Origin of the sequence: Gryllotalpicola reticulitermitis, assembly GCF_042651345.1 — a bacterium.
GTDB lineage: Bacteria > Actinomycetota > Actinomycetes > Actinomycetales > Microbacteriaceae > Gryllotalpicola > Gryllotalpicola reticulitermitis.
Genome location: NZ_JBHSCN010000022.1, coordinates 1 through 17,335, shown reverse-complemented (window position 1 = coordinate 17,335; position 17,335 = coordinate 1). Strand labels below are relative to the sequence as shown.

General features: G+C 67.8%; 17 protein-coding genes. 13 read left to right on the top strand and 4 right to left on the bottom strand.

Annotated features, from left to right (window positions below):
- Positions 1-3: 3 nt before the first annotated feature.
- Positions 4-1,494: an ArnT family glycosyltransferase gene (locus tag ACFOYW_RS17550; RefSeq protein ID WP_390232052.1), complete on the top strand. Its 1,491-nt coding sequence runs from the start codon at positions 4-6 to the stop codon at positions 1,492-1,494.
- Positions 1,495-1,557: 63 nt separating this feature from the next.
- Here the strand turns inward: ACFOYW_RS17550 and ACFOYW_RS17545 are convergent, their stop codons facing one another.
- Positions 1,558-2,424, bottom strand: coding sequence for a hypothetical protein (locus tag ACFOYW_RS17545; protein ID WP_390232049.1), 867 nt, complete (start codon positions 2,422-2,424; stop codon positions 1,558-1,560).
- The gene (locus ACFOYW_RS17540) at positions 2,421-3,038 is read right to left on the bottom strand and encodes a S24 family peptidase (protein WP_390232046.1); all 618 of its coding nucleotides are present in this window, start codon (positions 3,036-3,038) and stop codon (positions 2,421-2,423) included. Before ACFOYW_RS17540 ends, ACFOYW_RS17545 begins: the two co-directional genes overlap by 4 nt.
- Before the next feature lie 226 nt (positions 3,039-3,264).
- On the opposite strand from ACFOYW_RS17540, the gene ACFOYW_RS17535 reads away from it, so the two are divergent.
- The 4 genes from ACFOYW_RS17535 (at position 3,265) to ACFOYW_RS17520 (ending at position 6,489) form a co-directional block, all read left to right on the top strand.
- Positions 3,265-3,918: a response regulator gene (locus ACFOYW_RS17535; protein ID WP_390232043.1), complete on the top strand. Its 654-nt coding sequence runs from the start codon at positions 3,265-3,267 to the stop codon at positions 3,916-3,918.
- Positions 3,906-5,138: a sensor histidine kinase gene (locus ACFOYW_RS17530; RefSeq protein WP_390232041.1), complete on the top strand. Its 1,233-nt coding sequence runs from the start codon at positions 3,906-3,908 to the stop codon at positions 5,136-5,138. The genes ACFOYW_RS17535 and ACFOYW_RS17530 overlap by 13 nt, the downstream gene beginning before the upstream one ends.
- Before the next feature lie 161 nt (positions 5,139-5,299).
- Positions 5,300-6,004 (top strand): hypothetical protein, encoded by a 705-nt coding sequence (locus ACFOYW_RS17525; protein WP_390232038.1) that lies wholly within the window; start codon positions 5,300-5,302, stop codon positions 6,002-6,004.
- A gap of 173 nt (positions 6,005-6,177) precedes the next feature.
- Positions 6,178-6,489 (top strand): YciI family protein, encoded by a 312-nt coding sequence (locus ACFOYW_RS17520; protein ID WP_390232036.1) that lies wholly within the window; start codon positions 6,178-6,180, stop codon positions 6,487-6,489.
- A gap of 54 nt (positions 6,490-6,543) precedes the next feature.
- Here the strand turns inward: ACFOYW_RS17520 and ACFOYW_RS17515 are convergent, their stop codons facing one another.
- Positions 6,544-9,078: a glycoside hydrolase family 2 protein gene (locus ACFOYW_RS17515; protein ID WP_390232034.1), complete on the bottom strand. Its 2,535-nt coding sequence runs from the start codon at positions 9,076-9,078 to the stop codon at positions 6,544-6,546.
- Between the two features lie 172 nt (positions 9,079-9,250).
- On the opposite strand from ACFOYW_RS17515, the gene ACFOYW_RS17510 reads away from it, so the two are divergent.
- Both ACFOYW_RS17510 and ACFOYW_RS17505 read left to right on the top strand, forming a co-directional pair.
- Entirely contained in the window at positions 9,251-9,982 is a 732-nt protein-coding gene (locus tag ACFOYW_RS17510; protein WP_390232031.1) for a ThuA domain-containing protein, read from the top strand.
- Complete coding sequence (locus tag ACFOYW_RS17505) at positions 9,979-11,013, top strand: Gfo/Idh/MocA family protein (protein WP_390232028.1); 1,035 nt, start codon at positions 9,979-9,981, stop codon at positions 11,011-11,013. The genes ACFOYW_RS17510 and ACFOYW_RS17505 overlap by 4 nt, the downstream gene beginning before the upstream one ends.
- Positions 11,014-11,299: 286 nt before the next feature.
- On the opposite strand, the gene ACFOYW_RS17500 is transcribed toward ACFOYW_RS17505, so the two are convergent.
- Positions 11,300-11,521: a hypothetical protein gene (locus ACFOYW_RS17500; protein WP_390232025.1), complete on the bottom strand. Its 222-nt coding sequence runs from the start codon at positions 11,519-11,521 to the stop codon at positions 11,300-11,302.
- Between ACFOYW_RS17500 and ACFOYW_RS17495 the strand changes: the two genes are divergently transcribed.
- From ACFOYW_RS17495 to ACFOYW_RS17470, 6 genes are all read left to right on the top strand, one after another.
- Entirely contained in the window at positions 11,520-12,662 is a 1,143-nt protein-coding gene (locus tag ACFOYW_RS17495; protein WP_390232022.1) for an ABC transporter substrate-binding protein, read from the top strand. The genes ACFOYW_RS17500 and ACFOYW_RS17495 overlap by 2 nt on opposite strands.
- A gap of 112 nt (positions 12,663-12,774) precedes the next feature.
- Positions 12,775-13,650, top strand: coding sequence for a carbohydrate ABC transporter permease (locus ACFOYW_RS17490; RefSeq protein ID WP_390232019.1), 876 nt, complete (start codon positions 12,775-12,777; stop codon positions 13,648-13,650).
- A 2-nt stretch (positions 13,651-13,652) separates the two neighbouring features.
- Complete coding sequence (locus ACFOYW_RS17485) at positions 13,653-14,489, top strand: carbohydrate ABC transporter permease (RefSeq protein WP_390232016.1); 837 nt, start codon at positions 13,653-13,655, stop codon at positions 14,487-14,489.
- Positions 14,490-14,583: 94 nt separating this feature from the next.
- The gene (locus ACFOYW_RS17480; protein WP_390232013.1) at positions 14,584-15,600 is read left to right on the top strand and encodes a LacI family DNA-binding transcriptional regulator; all 1,017 of its coding nucleotides are present in this window, start codon (positions 14,584-14,586) and stop codon (positions 15,598-15,600) included.
- Between the two features lie 8 nt (positions 15,601-15,608).
- Positions 15,609-16,088: a RidA family protein gene (locus tag ACFOYW_RS17475; RefSeq protein WP_390232010.1), complete on the top strand. Its 480-nt coding sequence runs from the start codon at positions 15,609-15,611 to the stop codon at positions 16,086-16,088.
- A gap of 45 nt (positions 16,089-16,133) precedes the next feature.
- The gene (locus tag ACFOYW_RS17470; RefSeq protein WP_390232007.1) at positions 16,134-17,237 is read left to right on the top strand and encodes an NAD(P)-binding domain-containing protein; all 1,104 of its coding nucleotides are present in this window, start codon (positions 16,134-16,136) and stop codon (positions 17,235-17,237) included.
- The last annotated feature ends 98 nt before the right edge of the window (positions 17,238-17,335 follow it).

Here is a 17,335-nt window from a genome sequence, read left to right as displayed (position 1 = left end):
GCCGTGACGTCTGCCGCTCAGGTCGACCGCGACGCCGACGCCCCGCCGCGTCAACGCGCTCGCCGTCGGCGCCGCTCTCTCGTGGTCGCGTCAATTCTTGTTCTTGTGTTCGCGGCGGGTGCGGTGATCGAGTTCGCTCACCTCAGCGCGGGGAACATCGCCGGAGACGAGGTCACCTACGCGACCGCGGGGTGGCAGTACCTGCACGGAACGTTCACCGCCAACCTTGAGCACCCCCTTACCGGGAAGTACCTGATCGGCGTGGCTGAGCTCGCGGTCGGTCACCTGAGCGTGACCGTGAGCCGGCTGGTGACAGCGACGATGAGCTTCGCGGCGGCGGTCGTCATCTGGCTCTGGATGCGCCGCGAGTTCGGCAGTCTCCTGGCAATCGTCCCGGCCGGATTCGCGCTCCTTCTGCCGGTCTTCGATCCCGACGGCAACCCGTACGACCGGATCGAGCGAATGGCGATGCTCGACCCGATCATGGCCGCGTTCCTCGTTGCGGCGAGCGCGACGATCTGGCAGTGGCACCGCACGGAGCGCTGGGTGTGGCTCGTGCTGTCCGGCGTCGCCTTCGGGCTCGCGATCACCTCCAAGGCACCGGCCTTGGCGATCCTTCCGGCGTTCGCGGTTGTCATCTGGACGCCGCGCTGGCGTTCGTATCGCGCCGCCGTGCCCGCGCTCGTCTGGGGAGCAGTCGCGGTCGTCACCGGATGGCTGAGCTATCTGCCCGCCGGCCCCGTGCGGGCGATCACGTACATGCTGAAGTTCCAGAGCAGCGCGAACGCGACCGGGCACGCCACCGTCATCGCGGGGAAGACCTATCTGCACGCGCCGTGGTGGGGTGTTCTCTGGTTCGGAGCGCACGGCCTTGGCGCCCTTGCCACGATCGTCGTGCTCGCCGGCATCGCAGCCGCTCTCGTTGTGCCGGGCCATCAGCTGCTCAGCTGGTTCCTCTTCGCTGCGACGCTGTGCAGCGTTGGATTCTTCGCCCTGATCGCGCACGACGCCCTGCCGTACTACTACGAGGACATCGCCTGGTCAGCGATTCCGCTCGCCGGCATCGGCGTCGTCAAGCTGTACCAGCTCCGTCGGCGGCACTGGCGCGGCGTCGCGGTCGGCCTTGCAACCGTGTTGCTTGCTCTCGCGGCGGTCACGGTCGTCGTGCAGTTGCGGGAGGTGGTTACTCTGCGCCCGTATGGGATCGCGCGAGTCGAACCCGTGCTGCAGAGCGCCGGTGTGACGGGCAGCGATCGAGTACTCATCGTCCAGGCCAGCCCGAGCACCGACAGCCCCTACCTCGGCAACAACCTGGAGACTGATCCGGCCGCCGGACCCTTCCGCGCGATCGTGATCCAGCAGGACCACCGCTTTCCGATGCCGCCGCAGGTGCGCGCGTATCTCGCGGCTCACCCCGAGCTCAAAGCAGTGAAGCTCGACGACACGACCGTGTACGTCCTGCCGAAGCCGACGCAGTTGGTCGTTGGCCGGTAGACCGGCCAGCTTTCATGTCGGTGGGTGGCTGGCGTTCGCGACGGTGCTCGCTGGGTCAGGCGGTCAGGAAACAGCTTCGGGCTCGCGCCCGTGATCTGATCGTGTGACGGCGACCTGGTCGTCGGCGTGGCCCTCTCCGTCAGCGTCGGGGGACGCCGTGTCGCTGTCGGTCGCGGTCGTGGTTGCTTCAGGATCGGTGGCTTCAGGATCGGTCGCGTCGGGAACGGTCTCGTCGGTCTGCCCCGGGGACGCGGCGCAGTCAGCTGAGTCCGCTTTGGTCTCGTCGGAAGTCTGGAGGCCATTGTCTGTTGCGGCCGCGCCCGCGCCCGAAGTGTCGGTGTCGGGGGCGATGAGCTCCTCGTCCTGGGCACACACACCCGGGTCCGATTCGTTCTCGCCCGGCCGTGCCGTGCCGTCGTCGACTCCAGCGCCGTCCGTATCTTCGGTGCCGTTCGGGTTTTCGGTGCCGTTCGCATCTTCCGTGCTATCGGCGACGTCGGTGCCTTCTGCGGAGTCGTCAGCGTCGGGGGAAGCCGCGTCGTCGCCGACCTCTGCGTCGTCAGCAACGTCTGCGTCGTCGGTGGCTTCTGCGTCGTCGCTGACCTCCGGGTCTTCGGTGACCTCCGCGTTTTCAGCGGAATCGGCGTCGTGCTCTGAGTCGGTCGCGTCGCTTTGCTCGCCGGGGAGATCGGTGCCATCGTCGACGAGCTCGGGATCTTGCGCAGGTTCGGCCGACTCCGCTGATTCGTCTTCTTCAGCCGCGCTCGCGTCGGTGGCGGGGTCGTCGGCGGAATATACGGTCGCGGAACCTGCGGCGACGGTGAGGGCCCGGGTGTCGGGCAGCACGGCGGCGCTGGAATGGCGCCCCGGCCCGATGGTGAGGAGTGAGATCAGCGCGGTGACAGCGATCAGCCGCCCGACGTTCTTCACGATTGCCCCCTTAAGCTGCTCGCCGGTTCCACGCCAGTGCCGTGGAGCGCGGGGCCGTGGAGAGCGGGAGCGAGCGGCGAGAAGACGTCGTCGACGTCTGCGGGCTCGCTGACGGACTCCGATTCCGACTCCGGGTCCGATTCCGACTCGGGAGCGGACGCGGCTGCGGACGCTGAAGTGCGACGGGGCAGCTTAACCAATAGCAGCGCAAGAGCCGCCCCACCGAGCACCACGCGGCCGAGAATGCTCTGGGAGAAGGTCAAGATCGACGCCAGGGGCCCGGCGAGCACTGCTCGGGGGACGCCGAGCACCTGCTCGGGGCTCACGGGCAGCGGGTCTCGCTGCGCGTTGTTGTCGCCTTTGAGGTATGCACGCCCGTCAGACAGAGGCTGCTCGACGCGGTGCACGTAGGGAGCGCCCGACGATGAGGCGCCCGACATGCGGACGACCACGGGCTGGCCCTTGTCGGCAAGCACATCGCCGTCGGCTCGTTGCATGACCACTACATCACCGACCATGTACGTCGGCTGCATGGACTTGCTCGTCACAGTCAGGAACTGATCACCAGTGGCAAGCTTCCATGCGAAGGGCAGCACCATCAGCGCTAACAGCATGACTCCCAATGTCCGAGCGATGATGCGCACGGTGCCCCCCCTGACTAATTGATTGATGACTTGGAATCAAGCATTGATCAGAGGCACTGGGGCCACGGGTGCGCGTGCGTGGTACCACGCATTAGCGTGCCTACTACCCGCTGCCATATTGCCCGCAAGCCTGCGCTCCCGTGTCCTATGGGCCCCGGGGTGACCGGCGATATCGTTCGATCTGGAGATACCGCAAATGATCCGAATAGGGCTCGTCGAGGACGAGGCGCTGCTCCGCGGCATGCTTGAGCAGACTCTGTCTGCCCAGGAGGGGATGCAGGTCGTCCACTCCGTGCCGGGAGTCGCCGAGGCGCGCTTGGTGTTCACGCCCGGAAGCTGCGACGTCGCCGTGCTGGATGTGAACCTACCAGACGGCAACGGGGTCGCTTTGGGTCTCGCGCTGCAACGGGCCGATGCGCGCCTGACGGTGATGCTCCTGTCGAGCGAGGACGTGATGGGGCTGTTCACGACGGTCCAGGATCAGACGTCGCGGCCGTGGAGCTACCTTTCGAAACGGTCGAGCTTCTCGCGCGATGTGCTGGTGCGGGCCGTCGCCGCCACCGCGCGAGGGGAGGTTGTGCTCGACCCCTACCTCGTTCAGCGTTCGACCCCGCGGGTCGACACGGCGGTGGCGGATCTGACGCCGGCCCAGTTCGGCGTGCTGCGGCTGATCGCCGAGGGGATGTCGAACCAGGCCGCCGGTGAACGCCTGGGCATCAACGAGCGGTCGGTCGAGAGCCACCTGAAGTCGATCTACCAGCGGCTCGGAATCAACGGCGACGGCCAGAACCGCCGCGTGGCGGCCGTACTGGCGTTCCTGGAGCAGACCGGGCGGTCGTGGCGCGCGTGAGGCGGTCGCGCGCGGGCGTCACAGCAGCGTTGGCGTCCTCCGGTTACACGCGCATCGCTGTCTCGTTCTCGGTTCTGAACATCGTGCTCTACTCCCCGATGGCCGTGGCGCAGTGGGCCGGGTGGGGTGGACTGTCCGCGCTGGGGGACGACCCCGATTCCGTCCATGAGGCCGTTGCCGATGGGCTCGACGTCGCGGGAATCAACCTCGCCTACGGGCTGGTCGTGATCGCCGCGACCTTTGCGATCCGGCCCCACGCCCGATCGCTGCCGACCCGGCTCACCGTGTTGATCCTCACTGCGATCGCCGCGTCGCTGCTCCGGATCCCCGCGCTTCTCGCCCTCCGCAGCACACCCGTGGACGGCGCGTTCGTCACCGCGCAGTCGATCATCGGCCCGGCGTCGGTGTTCGTCGCCGTGTCCGCGGGTCTGTTCACGGCGTCGCTCGTCGCTCGCGCACGAGATGAGGAGAGGCAGCGAACGGCCGCGGTGCGACAGGCGGCTCGCGCGATCAACGAGCTCCAAGCCGAGGAGACGCGCGTGAGGAAAGCCATCGCAGACCAGCTTCACGGCACTCTTCAATTCCGTCTGGTCTCCGTCACCGCGGGTCTGGATGCGATCGCGGATCGAATGGGCAACGGGGCCATGCAGACCGAACTGCGCCAGTGGGCCGAGACCCTTGAGGAGATTCGCGAAGAGGACGTTCGTTCCCTCAGCCATACGGTCTTCCCTTCGGGCGCCGATCTCGGCACTACTGAGGCGATCCAGATCATGCTGAACCGGCTGCCCGCTTCCGTCGCGACGTCTGTTGAGCTGGGCCCGAGGCTGCAGCGGTTCGCCGACGAGGGCGGCGCTCCGATCCCGGTACCCGAGCGCCTCGTGGCGATCTACCTCGTGGAAGAAGCGGTCACCAACGCGCTCAAGCACGGTCATGCTCGCTCCGTCGAGGTGTACGCCGAGGTGACGCCGGCCGCCGACCCCGAGCAGTGGGTCCTCAGCGTGACCGTGGACGACGATGGAACAGGGCTGGCGTCGGCGGCGGAGCCGGAGCTTCACGGTCTGCGCCGGCACGCAGACCGCCTGGCGTACCGGGGCGGCACGCTCGAGATGACGTCGGCCCCCATCGGCGGGGCGCGCCTGCACTTCACCTTGCCGTTCGCTCAGGCCGAGGCTGCGACCTCGGTTATAACCCCCATTACCATCTCGAGGCCCGAGCTGTAGCTCGGATCTCGGCCGGAATGTGCCTGCTACCGGGCGAACGCCTCCGTGTTTCCACGCAGAGGGGCGATTTCGGCGACGCCTGCGCTCATACCTTCGAAGGCATGAACCGCCGCGTGTGACTGCTCGCGGTCAGCACTCGACAGACGAAGGACTAAGACTTCATGAACCAGCAGGTAACGACCCCGTCAGACGCAGGCAAGAAGCCGTCGCGCAAGAAGCGCGCCCTCATCGTGGGCACCGTGGTGGCGCTGGCAGCCGGTGTGGTCGGCGTCGGCGCGCTCGACACCCTGCGCACCTCGATCGGCGACAACAAGTCCACCGTGCAGGGAAGCCACGTCGCCATGCCGAACCTCGTGGTGAGCGGCACGCCGTTCAACCTCGAGGCTCTAGCTGATGGTGGGGTCGACGGCGGCAAGGGTCAGCGGTGGATTCTCTCGAACACCGGAGATGCGGCGGCGAACTGGGACGGCGTGTTCACCGTTGACGGCACCGTAGGCGCCGATGTGGCCGCGGCAACCCGAATCAGCGCGATCGTTGAGGTCGACAACATCGACGAGCCGGGCACCTCGGGAATCGCTACTGTCGACCTCGGAACGCTTGCATCACCTATCTCGCTTAAGACCGCCATTCAGAACTGGCAGGCTTCGGCGCAGAGCATCGATGTTCTGACATCCGAGGGCCCCATCACAACCTCCAGCACGCGGACCGTCTGGAAGTGGGACACCATTGGACCCCACGACGGAACAAGTGTGACCATCGTTCCGAGCTTCGACAAGGAGGCGGTCGCCAAGATCTCCGACTCGATCCTTGAGGGCGAGTCGCGCACCGCGACCGCGAGCTTCGACGTCACCTACATGGCCGACTGATCTGACGGTCACCATTCGGCCCTACACCGTGCCCCCCGCGGTGTAGGGCCTTTCTCGTCATCCCCTGGGTCCCGCCGTCACCCGTTCTTCGACGGTTCTGTGGCGGCGGGAACTAGCTTGAGCAGCGCCCGTGGCACCCCGCCACGGGCGTGAGAACCCGAGGAGGGTGTGCGATGACGCAGTTCCTGGTGCTGTACCGTGCCGACCCCGCAGCGATGGCCGCGATGCCGGAGCCGACGGCAGAACAAACCGAACAGATGACCACGGCGTGGGGCGAGTGGGCCGCGAAGGCCGGCTCGGCGATCGTCGACTTCGGCAACCCCACGAAGCCCGCCAGCGCGGGTGCCGACGCGAGCATCGGCGGATACTCCATCCTTCAGGCCGACGACCTCGCCACGCTGCAGAGCATCCTGGACGGGCACCCGCACACTGCGATGGGTGGCCAGATCGAAGTCCTCGAGATCACGCCGATCCCCGGCATGTGACCCTCGGCGGAGTGGGTGCAGGCACGATGGTCGTGCCTGCACCCACTCCGTCAGCTACGCCGGGCGCCCGGCGTGCAAGCTGTTCGCGCTGCTCAGCACGGGCCAGCGCGTAAACACGGCCGGGTCCACTTGAGCCGATGTGGCGATCTCGAGGCGGGCCGACTCGCCGGCGAGCAACGTGACGAGCCCGCGGTCGACCGTTGCGCGGGGGTCGACGCGATCGACCTGCAGGAACACGTCGCGCACGAGAGCGCGGGCGGTCACCGTCACGGCGTAGCCGCTGTCGATCTGCTCCGCGGTCGCAGTGAGCGCCTCCACGTCGAGACCCTGGCCGGCCACCTCGGCGGGGTGCCAGAGCGCCGGCTCGAATCCCGAGTTCTGGGCACCAGCGTGGGCGACGATCACCTCGTGCGCGGCGTCGGCAACGTCGCGCACCTCCGCCGGCAGCTCGATCGTCACCGAGCCTCGGGCCGGCACCGACGCCGCCAGCGAGCTCTGCGCGAGCACGGTCCCGTCGAGTCTCTGGCGACTCACCTCGAACGCGCCGTCGAATGCGGCATCCGTATCGTTGATGAGGACGAGCGCGAGCACGTCCTGCGCTGGCCGGGACCCTTCGAATGCCGCCTCGATCGCCGCAGCCGACGAGCGCGGCTGGATCGTCGCCAGCCGCGGCGCATAAGCGTCGCGCATCGCGAACCACAGCGGCTTGCGGTGCTCGTCGAAGTCGACCGCGGCCCAGGACACCACGGGCCAGTTGTCGTTCAGCTGCCACAGGACGGTACCGGTGTTGTGCGGCGTGAGCGAACGGAAATGCTCGACCCCGAAGCGGATCGCGTGCGCCTGATTCAGCTGGGTCGACCAGTGCCACGCCTCGATCGACGTCGGGTCAGGCAGGTGACCACGGGCGCCGCGCTCGAGCTTCTCGTTGCCGAGGTTGGCCTTCTGGTGCACGAGCATCTCGTGGCCATAGGGGTCGAGCGGTTCATCGTGCACGACGCGCGTGAGGGTCGACCACGCCGGCGGACCCTGGAACCCGAACTCCGAGACGAATCTCGGGGTGTAGGCGCGGTAGGTCGTGTAGTCCTCGCGGTTCCACACGTCCCAGATGTGCATCGTGCCGTTGCGCTCGTCGTTCGGGTGCAGGTAGTCGCCGAAGCTGTACGGCGACGCCGGCGAATAGAAACGGGTCGGGTCGAGCTCGCGCACAAGGGCGGGGAACAGGCCCCGGTAGTAGCCGTCGCCCCACGTGCGGTCGCCGAGCAGCGCGGGCCAGCCCCAGTCGGCGTAGCCCCAGATGTTCTCATTGTTGCCGTTCCAGATCACGAGCGACGGATGCTGCGACAACCGCGTGATGTTCTCGCGGGCCTCCGCTTCGATCTCGTGCGCGAGGTGGTCCTCCTCGGCGTACGCGGCGCAGGCGAGCAGGAAGTCCTGCCACACGAGCAGCCCCAGCTCATCGGCGCGCGCGTAGAACTCGTCGGATTCGTAGATGCCACCGCCCCACACCCGGACGAGGTTCACGTTCGCCTCGACTGCGTCCATGAGGCGCCGCGCGTATCGATCGCTGTCGACCTCGGTGAGGAACGCGTGGTCGGGGATCCAGTTGACGCCGCGCACCAGCACGAGCTCGTCGTTCACGTACAGCCTGAACGGGCGGCCCGCCGCATCGGGCGCCGTGTCGACTCGCACGTTGCGGAAGCCGACGCGGCCGGCCCAGCGGGCGTCGCCGATCGACACGGTGACGTCGTACAGTGGCTGCTCTCCGTGGCCCACTGGCCACCACACCGCCGCGTCGGGCACTCGCGCCTCGACGGCGAAGTCCCCGGCATCCGATCTCACGTCTGCGACCGCCGTGATCGCGTGGCTCTCATCGGCGACCTCGACCACCGCGGCCAGTTCGTTGTCGACGCCGGTGCCGTCCCGTTCCAGCTCGACGTGCGCGGTGAGCACGCCCGTTCCGTCCGCGTCGAGCGCGACGAGCGGGCGCACCGACGCGACCCGCACGCCCGACCACGAGTCGATGCCGATCGCCTTCCAGATGCCGACGCCCGCCACGTCGATGCCCCAGTCCCAGCCGAAGTGGGACGCGGTCTTGCGCAACTGGTTGTACTCATGGTGGTTCACCCGCGGCAGGGCACCATAGCGTTCCGCGCGCGCCGTCACCTCAGGAACGGGAGCCGCGAACTCGATCAGGAGCTCGTTCTCGCCGTCGACGAGCCACGCGCCGACCGGCCAGCGGTAGGAGCGATGCTGGTTCTCGGTGCGTGCGATCTCGTGGCCGTTGAGCAGGACCGTCGCCACCGTGTCCAGCCCGTAAGCGACGAGGTCATGTCGCGCGCTGCCGTCGTCATGCCATTCGAAGTTCGCGGCGTATCGCCACGAGGTGTCGCCGATCCACTGCTGCGCCGCCTCGTTGTCGCCGTCGAAAGGATCGGCGATGAGACCGGCGCGCAGCAGGTCAGTGTGGATGACGCCCGGGACGACGGCCGCGATGGGGCCGCTCGGGAACCCGGCGGGCAGGGGCCCCGCGATCGGAGTCACCGTCCAATCGGCATCGATGGGGGTGAACGTGGCGGGGCGGTGGCTCATGGTGCGCTTTCGATTGTGAGGTCATGCGTAATGTACAGAACCCTGGGCGCGCCGACGAGGGGGCGGCGCCGGCACGGGTAGCGATGCGCACACCGACTGGTGTTGGGTGGGTGATACTTCGCCGGCAGAGTCGCCGGCAATTCGCGTCGCAAGCAGAGGGAACAATCACGGCATGTTGCGTATCACTGTCTGGAACGAGAACTTCCACGAGACGACCCAACCGGAGATCGCGGCCATCTACCCCAACGGCATCCATGGTGCGATCGCCGAGGGGCTGGCCGCACGGCTGCCGGAGGCGAGCATCCGGACCGCAACGCTCGACGAGCCCGAACACGGGCTCAGCGCCGAGGCGCTGGCGGAGACGGACGTGCTGCTGTGGTGGGGGCACATGAAGCACGCCGACGTCGCCGACGACGTCGTCGAGCGCGTGCACGAGCGCGTGCTCGCGGGCATGGGTCTCATCGTGCTGCACTCCGGGCACTTCTCGAAGATCTTCCGCAAGCTGATGGGCACGACGTGCTCGCTGAAGTGGCGGAACGAGGCTGAGCGCGAGCTCGTATGGACGGTGGCTCCGACGCATCCGATCGCCGCGGGCATTCCGTCGCCGCTCGCGATCGGCCAGCAGGAGATGTACGGCGAGTTCTTCGACGTGCCGGTTCCCGACGAGCTCGTCTTCGTCAGCTCGTTCTCGGGCGGCGAGGTCTTCCGATCCGGCATCACCTACCGGCGCGGCCACGGCAAGATCTTCTATTTCAGCCCGGGCGACCAGGAATACCCCGTCTACCACCACGCCGACGTGCGCGCCGTGCTCGCCAATGCCGTCCGCTGGGCTGCACCTGCGCCCGGATTCGAGCGGATGCCTGAAGTGAGCAACCCGGCTCGCGACTGGTTCGTCCAGGCATGAGCGCCCTGCGAGTGGGAGTCGTCGGTGTCGGCTGGGCCGGTCAGCAGCACCTCAAGGGCTACGCCGCGTTGCCCGGCGTCGACATCGTCGCATTGGCGGGCATGGAAACCGACCGCGTCGCCGACCTGCAGAAGGAATACGGCATCGCCGCGACGTTCGACCGGTGGGAGGACATGCTCGACGCGGTTGAGCTCGACGCGGTCAGCATCGCGACGCCGACCTTCCTGCACGCGCCGATCGCGATCGCGGCGCTCGAGCGCGGCCTGCACGTACTGACCGAGAAGCCGATCGCGGCCGGCCTCGCTGACGCCCGCGCGATGGTCGAGCAGGCGCGTGTCTCGGGCCGCGTGCTGCAGGTCGTGTTCAACCACCGCCTGCGCGGCGATATCTCCGAGCTCGGGCGCATCATCGAGTCCGGCGAGCTCGGAACGCCGTACATCGCCAAAGCGGGCTGGCTGCGCCGGGCGCGAATTCCCGGCTCGAGCTGGTTCGCGCAGAAGGCGCAGGCCGGCGGCGGCCCCCTGCTCGACCTCGGCGTGCACGTCATCGACTACGTGCTTCACCTGCTCGGCGAGCCTGAGGTCGCGACCGTTTCCGCGTCGACCTACGCCGAGCTCGGCGCCCAGGCCATCGAGGGGTTCGACGTGGAAGACATCGCGATCGCGTTCATCCGCCTGACGAACGGTGCGACCGTCACCGTCGAGGCGAGCTGGGACGCGTATCGCGCCGACAACAACGAGTACTGGATGACCGTGTACGGCACCAAGGGCGGCGCGGAACTCCGGGTGATCGACTACGAGACGACGCAGTTCACGGTGTTCCGCACCAAGGACGGCGAGAACGCCGACTACCAGGCGACGCCGAGCGAGAACGGCGGCCATGACCGGGTCGTGCGCGAGTTCGTCGAGACGATCGGTCGAGGCGCGGCCGAGTGGGCGAAGCATGACGGGTCGCTCGGCCTCAAGCGCGCCGAGATCATCGACGCCTGCTACCGCTCGGCCGAGTCGGGTCACGAAGTGGCTCTCAGCTAGGCCGGCCGCGTTATGCAAGCGTTCCCGTCAAACGCTTGCAGTTCCCCATGGGGGTGCTATACGTTCTCTCGCGAGGCACATCAAGGCCGTCCACAGAAGAACCGCTGTCACCGAACTCGACGAGGAGTTTTCACCAAAGCGGATCGGATGTGTGCACGGCACCCCGGCACATCGCCGCACAGCGGTATGCCGGTGCGCCGCACAAAATCGCCTCGCGACGACGTTGTCGTGTAGCTCACGTGACCGTCATCGCCAGGCACGACGAGAGAGGCATCACAACCATGTTTCAGACCGTTTTCGGTCGGAGCCACGCGCCACGGCGGCGCGGTTCCGTCAAGATCGCGGCGATCGCGATGGCGGCGGCATCCGTCGTCGCTCTGAGCGCCTGCAGCAGTGGCAGCGGCAGCAGTTCAACGTCGAACAGCGGCTCGAGCAAGCCTTCCGGCAACGCCACGAAGGGCTCCATCTCGTTCTGGGCGGGGCCGAGCATGGTCGGCGGCCAGGACATGAACGTCATCCTGATCAACGAGTTCAAGAAGGAATACCCCGGCATCTCGGTGAAGTACATCCAGGCGCCGCAGGACACCGACACCAACCGTGCGACCCTGACCACGCAGATCTCAGGCGGCGCCGGTCCCGACGTCTACCTCGGCGACGTGGTGTGGCCGGCGCAGTTCGCGTCGCACCAGCTCGCGCTGCCGCTCTCGCAGTATCTGCCGAAGAGCTACTGGAACACCTTCGCGAGCGGACTCGTGGCCGGCGCGACCTACAACGGCAAGGTCTACGCCGCCCCGTTCTTCGAGGACCAGGGCTTCCTCTATTACCGCAAGGACATCCTCAAGGCCGACAACCTGCCCGTCCCCACCACGTGGGAGCAGGTCGTGAGCGACGCGAAGGTGGCGCAGTCGAAGAAGCAGGTGCAGTACGGCTACGTCTTCCAGGGCGCGAACTACGAAGGCGCCACCTGCGACTACATGGAGTTCCTGACGGATGCCGGCGGCAAGGTGCTGAGCAGTGACGGCAAGAAGTCCGCGCTCGACAGCAGCGCCGCGGTCAAGGCGCTGACCTTCGAGCAGAGCCTCGTCAAGCAGGGCATTGCTCCGGCGGCGGTCTCGACCTACCAGGAGACCCAGTCGATGAACACCTTCCAGGACGGCAACTCGCTGTTCCTGCGCAACTGGGACTACGCATACGCCTCGGCCAACGGCCAGGGCTCGAAGGTCGCGGGCAAGGTCGGCGTCGCTCCGATGCCGAACTTCCAGGGTCAGTCGGGCACCGGGTACTCGAACATCGGCGGCTGGAACCTGTACGTCAACCCGCACAGCAAGAACGTCGCCGCTGACCTGACCTTCGTCAAGTTCATGACCGGCGCCACGGCGCAGAAGATCATCGCCACGCAGTTCAGCGAGATTCCGACCAACGAGGCCGTGCGCACCGACGCGAGCGTCAAGGCGAGCAACGCCGTGCTGGCGATCGTGCCGCAGACCAAGCTCATCGCGCGTCCGTCGAACTCGCCGGCGTACCCCGAGGTCAGCCAGGCGATCTACCAGGCGGTCAACGGTGTGCTCGCCGGGTCGCAGTCACCGTCGGCCGCAATCAAGAAAGCCAGCAGCCAGATCGACTCGGCAGTGAGTAACGGCGGGCTGTAGGCGCCAGATGGTCACCGCCGGCACTGTGCCGCAGCGAGCGCGGGCCTCCCGTGCGCCGGGTTCCGGCGCGCGGGCGGCCCGCCCTCCCCGCCGCAACTCCTACCAGCGCGCGATGGCCCGATTGGGCTGGGGCTTCTCGGCCCCGGCCCTCATCGTCATCGCCGCAGTGACGATCTTCCCGATCGTCTTCTCCGTCATCATGAGCTTCTCGAACGTCAACGTCCTGGGCAGCGGATTCAGCATCGACGGCTTCACGCTGTCGAACTACACGACGGTGTTCTCGGCGAGCGTCTGGCAGTACGCGCTCGCGTTCACCGTCGGGTACACGGTGGTGACGGTGACGATCGAGATCGTCCTCGGCACGCTGATCGCGCTCGTCCTCGAGCGGCTCGAGTCATTCCGCGGCTGGATGATGGCGATCCTGCTCATTCCGTGGTCCCTCATCACCGTGATCTCGGCCACGCTGTGGGGCTACATCTACGATCCGACCTACGGCATCGCGGACCGCATCCTGCACGCACTCGGGCTCGGCTCGCCGGTCATTCTCGGCACGCCGGTCTCGAGCATCGCCGCAATGATCGTGGCGGATGTCTGGAAGACGACGCCCTTCGTCACGATCATCGTGCTCGCGGGGCTCGTCATGCTCCCGCGGGATGTCTACGAGGCGGCCGAGGTGGACGGCGCGAGCGGGTGGAAGACCTTCTGGACCGTTACGCTCCCGCTGCTACGCCCGACCATCGCGCTCGCCGTGCTGTTCCGCATCCTGCAGGCGTTCGGGGTCTTCGACCTGCCGTTCGTCCTGACCCAGGGCGGCCCGCAGAATGCGACGACCTCGCTCGCCATCCTCGGCTACCGGGTGATGTTCACCGACCTGAAGTTCGGGCCGGGGGCCGCGGTCGCCACGACGACCGCCGTTCTGGTGGTACTCGGCTGTTTGCTGTTCCTGCGGGTGTTCAGGTCGCAGGTCACCGAGAGCGGGGAGGACTGACGATGAGCGCTCGTCGTTCGAAGGCCGGTCAGACCGGGTTGTGGATCGCGGTCTGCGCCATCATTCTGTTCGTCCTCGCGCCGATCTACTGGATGATCGCGACCAGCTTCAAGAACACGGCCGGGGTGGCCGCCCAGCCGCCGCAGCTGTTCCCGTCGCCGGTCAGCACCGAGAACTACGCATCCGCGTTCGGCAGCTACACCTTCGGCACGTACATCGTGAACTCGTTGATCGTCTCGATCGCGACGACGGTTCTCGTGCTCGCCTTCGGTGTTCTCGCGGGCTACGCCCTCGGGCGCATGCCGATCCGCGGCAAGCTGCCGATCTTGGTGGCGCTGCTGATGATCAGCGTGTTCCCGGCGATCGCGCTGATCGCACCGCTCTACCTCCTGATGCGCGAGGTCAACTGGCTGAACAGCTATCAGGCGCTCATCGTGCCCTACACGGCACTCAACCTGCCGTTCGCGATCTGGATCCTCCGCAACTACTTCATGGGCGTGCCCAAGGAGATGGAGGAGACGAGCCGTATCGACGGCGCGTCACCGCTGCGAACGGTGTGGTCGGTGGTGCTGCCGATGGCCCTGCCTGGTCTGTTCACGGCCGGCATCTTCGCGTTCACCGCCTGCTGGACGGAGTTCCTGATGGCGCTCTCGTTCAACAGCGCGAACTCGTTCCGAACGATCCCGGTCGGAATCGCCCTGTTCGGCACGCCGCATGTGACGCCGTACGGCATCATCTTCGCGGCGTCGACGGTGGCCGTCGTCCCGATCGCGATCCTCGTGCTCGTGTTCCGGCGATCGGTGGTCTCGGGCCTGACCTCCGGCGCCGTCAAGGGCTGACCTGAATCGATCTTCGGGCGGGCACCGCGTATGGGAGGATGACCATGCCGCGGTCGCCCGCCCGAAGCGACGATGAGGCTAAGGGGTGATACCGGTGACCGGAATCGCCGACGTTGCGCGGGTGACCGGCGTGTCGATGGCGACGGTGTCGCGCGCGCTGCGCGGCTTGCCGAATGTGTCGGAGGACACGCGGCGGTCCATCCGCGAAGCGGCGGACAGGCTCGGCTATGTCCCCTCATCGAACGCATCGGGGCTCGCCACGGGCCGCACGATGGCGATGGGCGTCGTCGTGCCGAACGTCAGCCGGTGGTTCTACACCTCTGTGCTCGAGGGCATCGACGCGGAACTGCGGCCGATGGGCTACGACACGATCCTGTTCAACCTCGGGGTGCGCGGTGAGGACCGCGAGCGCGTATTCCACCGCTCGATCCTGCGCAAGCGGGTCGACGCTGTCATCGCGCTCTGCCTCGACTTCACTGCGACCGAGCGCGAGCAGCTCGCATCGCTGGGCTACCCGACGGTCGTGGTCGGCGGCCCGGTGCGGGGGCTGCGGCACATCGGCGTCGACGAGTTCGGCGTGGCGCGCGCCGCAACAGAGCATCTCATCGGGCTCGGCCACGTCGCGATCGGACATCTCGGGGGTGAAGAGGAGCGCGGGCTCAACAAGCGCGTGCCGCAGCGGCGCCGCGCCGGGTACGCGCGGGCCATGCAGGCGGCCGGCCTCGAGGTGCGCCCCGAATGGACGGTGACGGGCGCCTTCGAGATCACCGACGCCCGGGAGGCGGCGCTGCGCATGCTCGACGTCGAGCAGCGCCCGACGGCCGTGTTCGCGGCATCCGATGAGATGGCGATCGGCGCGATGCTCGCCGCGCGGGAACTCGGCATCTCGGTGCCGGGCGAGCTGTCCGTGATCGGCATCGACAATCATCCGCTCGCCGACGTGTTCGACCTCACCACGCTCGCGCAGGACCCCTACGCCCAGGGTGCGCTCGCCGCGAGCATGATGCTCGACGAGCTGAGCGGCGCCCCGGCGCGCAGTCGCTCGGTCACGGTCCGAACCGCGCTGATCGAGCGCGGTTCGACGACCTCGCTCGCGCGCGCGGCGGGATAATCAGACGCGTGAGCGTTATCGATGATCGGCTCGCCGAACGTGGACTCGTCCTGCCGCAGCCGGCTCGACCGCCCGCCGGCTTCGCGTTCTCGTTCGACTGGGTGAAGGTGGTCGGCAACCGGGTCATCGTGTCCGGCCATTCGCCGCAGGGGGAAGACGGCCGGCTCATCGGGCCCTTCGGGAAGGTGCCGTCCGAGGTGTCGCTCGACGACGCGACCACTGCGGCGAGAGCAACCGTGCTCTCCGTGCTGGGAAGCGTGCGGCGCGCGATCGGCGACCTCGATCGCATCACGTCGTGGGTGAGCGTCAGCGGCATGGTGAACGCCGACAGCGGCTACGGCGAGACGACGAACGCGATCAACGGATTCTCCGACCTCGTGCTCGACCTCTTCGGCCCCGAGGTCGGGGCGCACGCGAGGACCGCGGTCGGCTACGCGGCGCTTCCGCTCAACAACGCGGTGGTCGTCGCAGCCGAGCTGCAGATCTAGGGCCGAAGGTGTCCCTGGGGAAGGCTGCGGCTGCGTGAGCGCGCTGTGACGGATGCCGTGGGCAGCGCGCCCGCGCGCTACGCGGCCGTCGTCGTGATCGGCGCCGGGCAGGCGGGCCTCTCGGCCGGCTATCACCTGAAGAGGCGCGGGTTCACCGACGCCCGGGGTCAGGCATCCGATCGCGGCTTCGTCGTCCTCGACGCCGAACTCGCCGCGGGCGGAGCGTGGCGGCACCGCTGGGAATCGCTCACGATGGCGACGGTCAACGGCATCTTCGACCTGCCCGACCACCCCAAGCCTCCGATCGACCCGCACGAGCCCGCGGACACTGCGGTGCCCCGCTACTTCGCCTCGTTCGAGGCGCGCATGGGCCTGCCGATCCTGCGCAGCGTCACCGTCGCGCGCGTCACCCGCGCCGACGCCGACCCGCATGGCGAGCTGCTCGTCGAGACGGATGCCGGAACCTGGCGCACCCGCGCGATCGTCAACGCGACCGGCACCTGGAACAACCCGGTGCTGCCGCACTACCCCGGCCAGGAGAGCTTCATGGGGCGCCAGCTGCACACCCGCGACTACGTCAGCGCGGCCGAGTTCGCCGGGCAGCGCGTCGCGATCGTCGGCGGCGGCATCTCGGCGCTGCAGCAGCTGGAGGAGATCTCTCGGCACGCGAGCGTGTTCTGGTACACCCGGCGCGAGCCGGTCTTCCGCGACGGCGACTTCACACCCGAGGTCGAGGGGCGCGAGGTGATCGAGAAGGTCACCGCCGATGCCGAGGCGGGCAACCCCACCGGAAGCGTGGTGTCGTACACGCAGCTCGCGTGGCTGCCGTACGCGATCGCGGCGCGCGAGCGCGGAGTGCTGAATCGGCGCCCCATGTTCAGGGCCATCGAGCCAGGTGGCGTGCGCGAGGCCGACGGCTCGGCGACGCCCGTCGACGCGATCCTCTGGGCGACCGGGTTCAAGGCATCCCTCGCCCACCTCGAGCCGCTGGGACTGCGCAACGCACGCGGCGGCATCGCCGTGCGCGGTACGCAGGTCGCGACCGAGCCGCGCGTGCATCTCATCGGCTACGGCCCGTCGCAGTCGACGGTCGGAGCGAACCGCGCCGGCCGAGACGCGGCGCGCGCCATCGACCGGTACCTGCGCTAGCTGTACTGACCCGGATCGTTGTTGACGTAGGAGAGGCCTCCGGGGTCGAGTTGGAGCTGTCTAGTTCGCCAGCTCGAACCCACGGAGGTCTCTCGTGT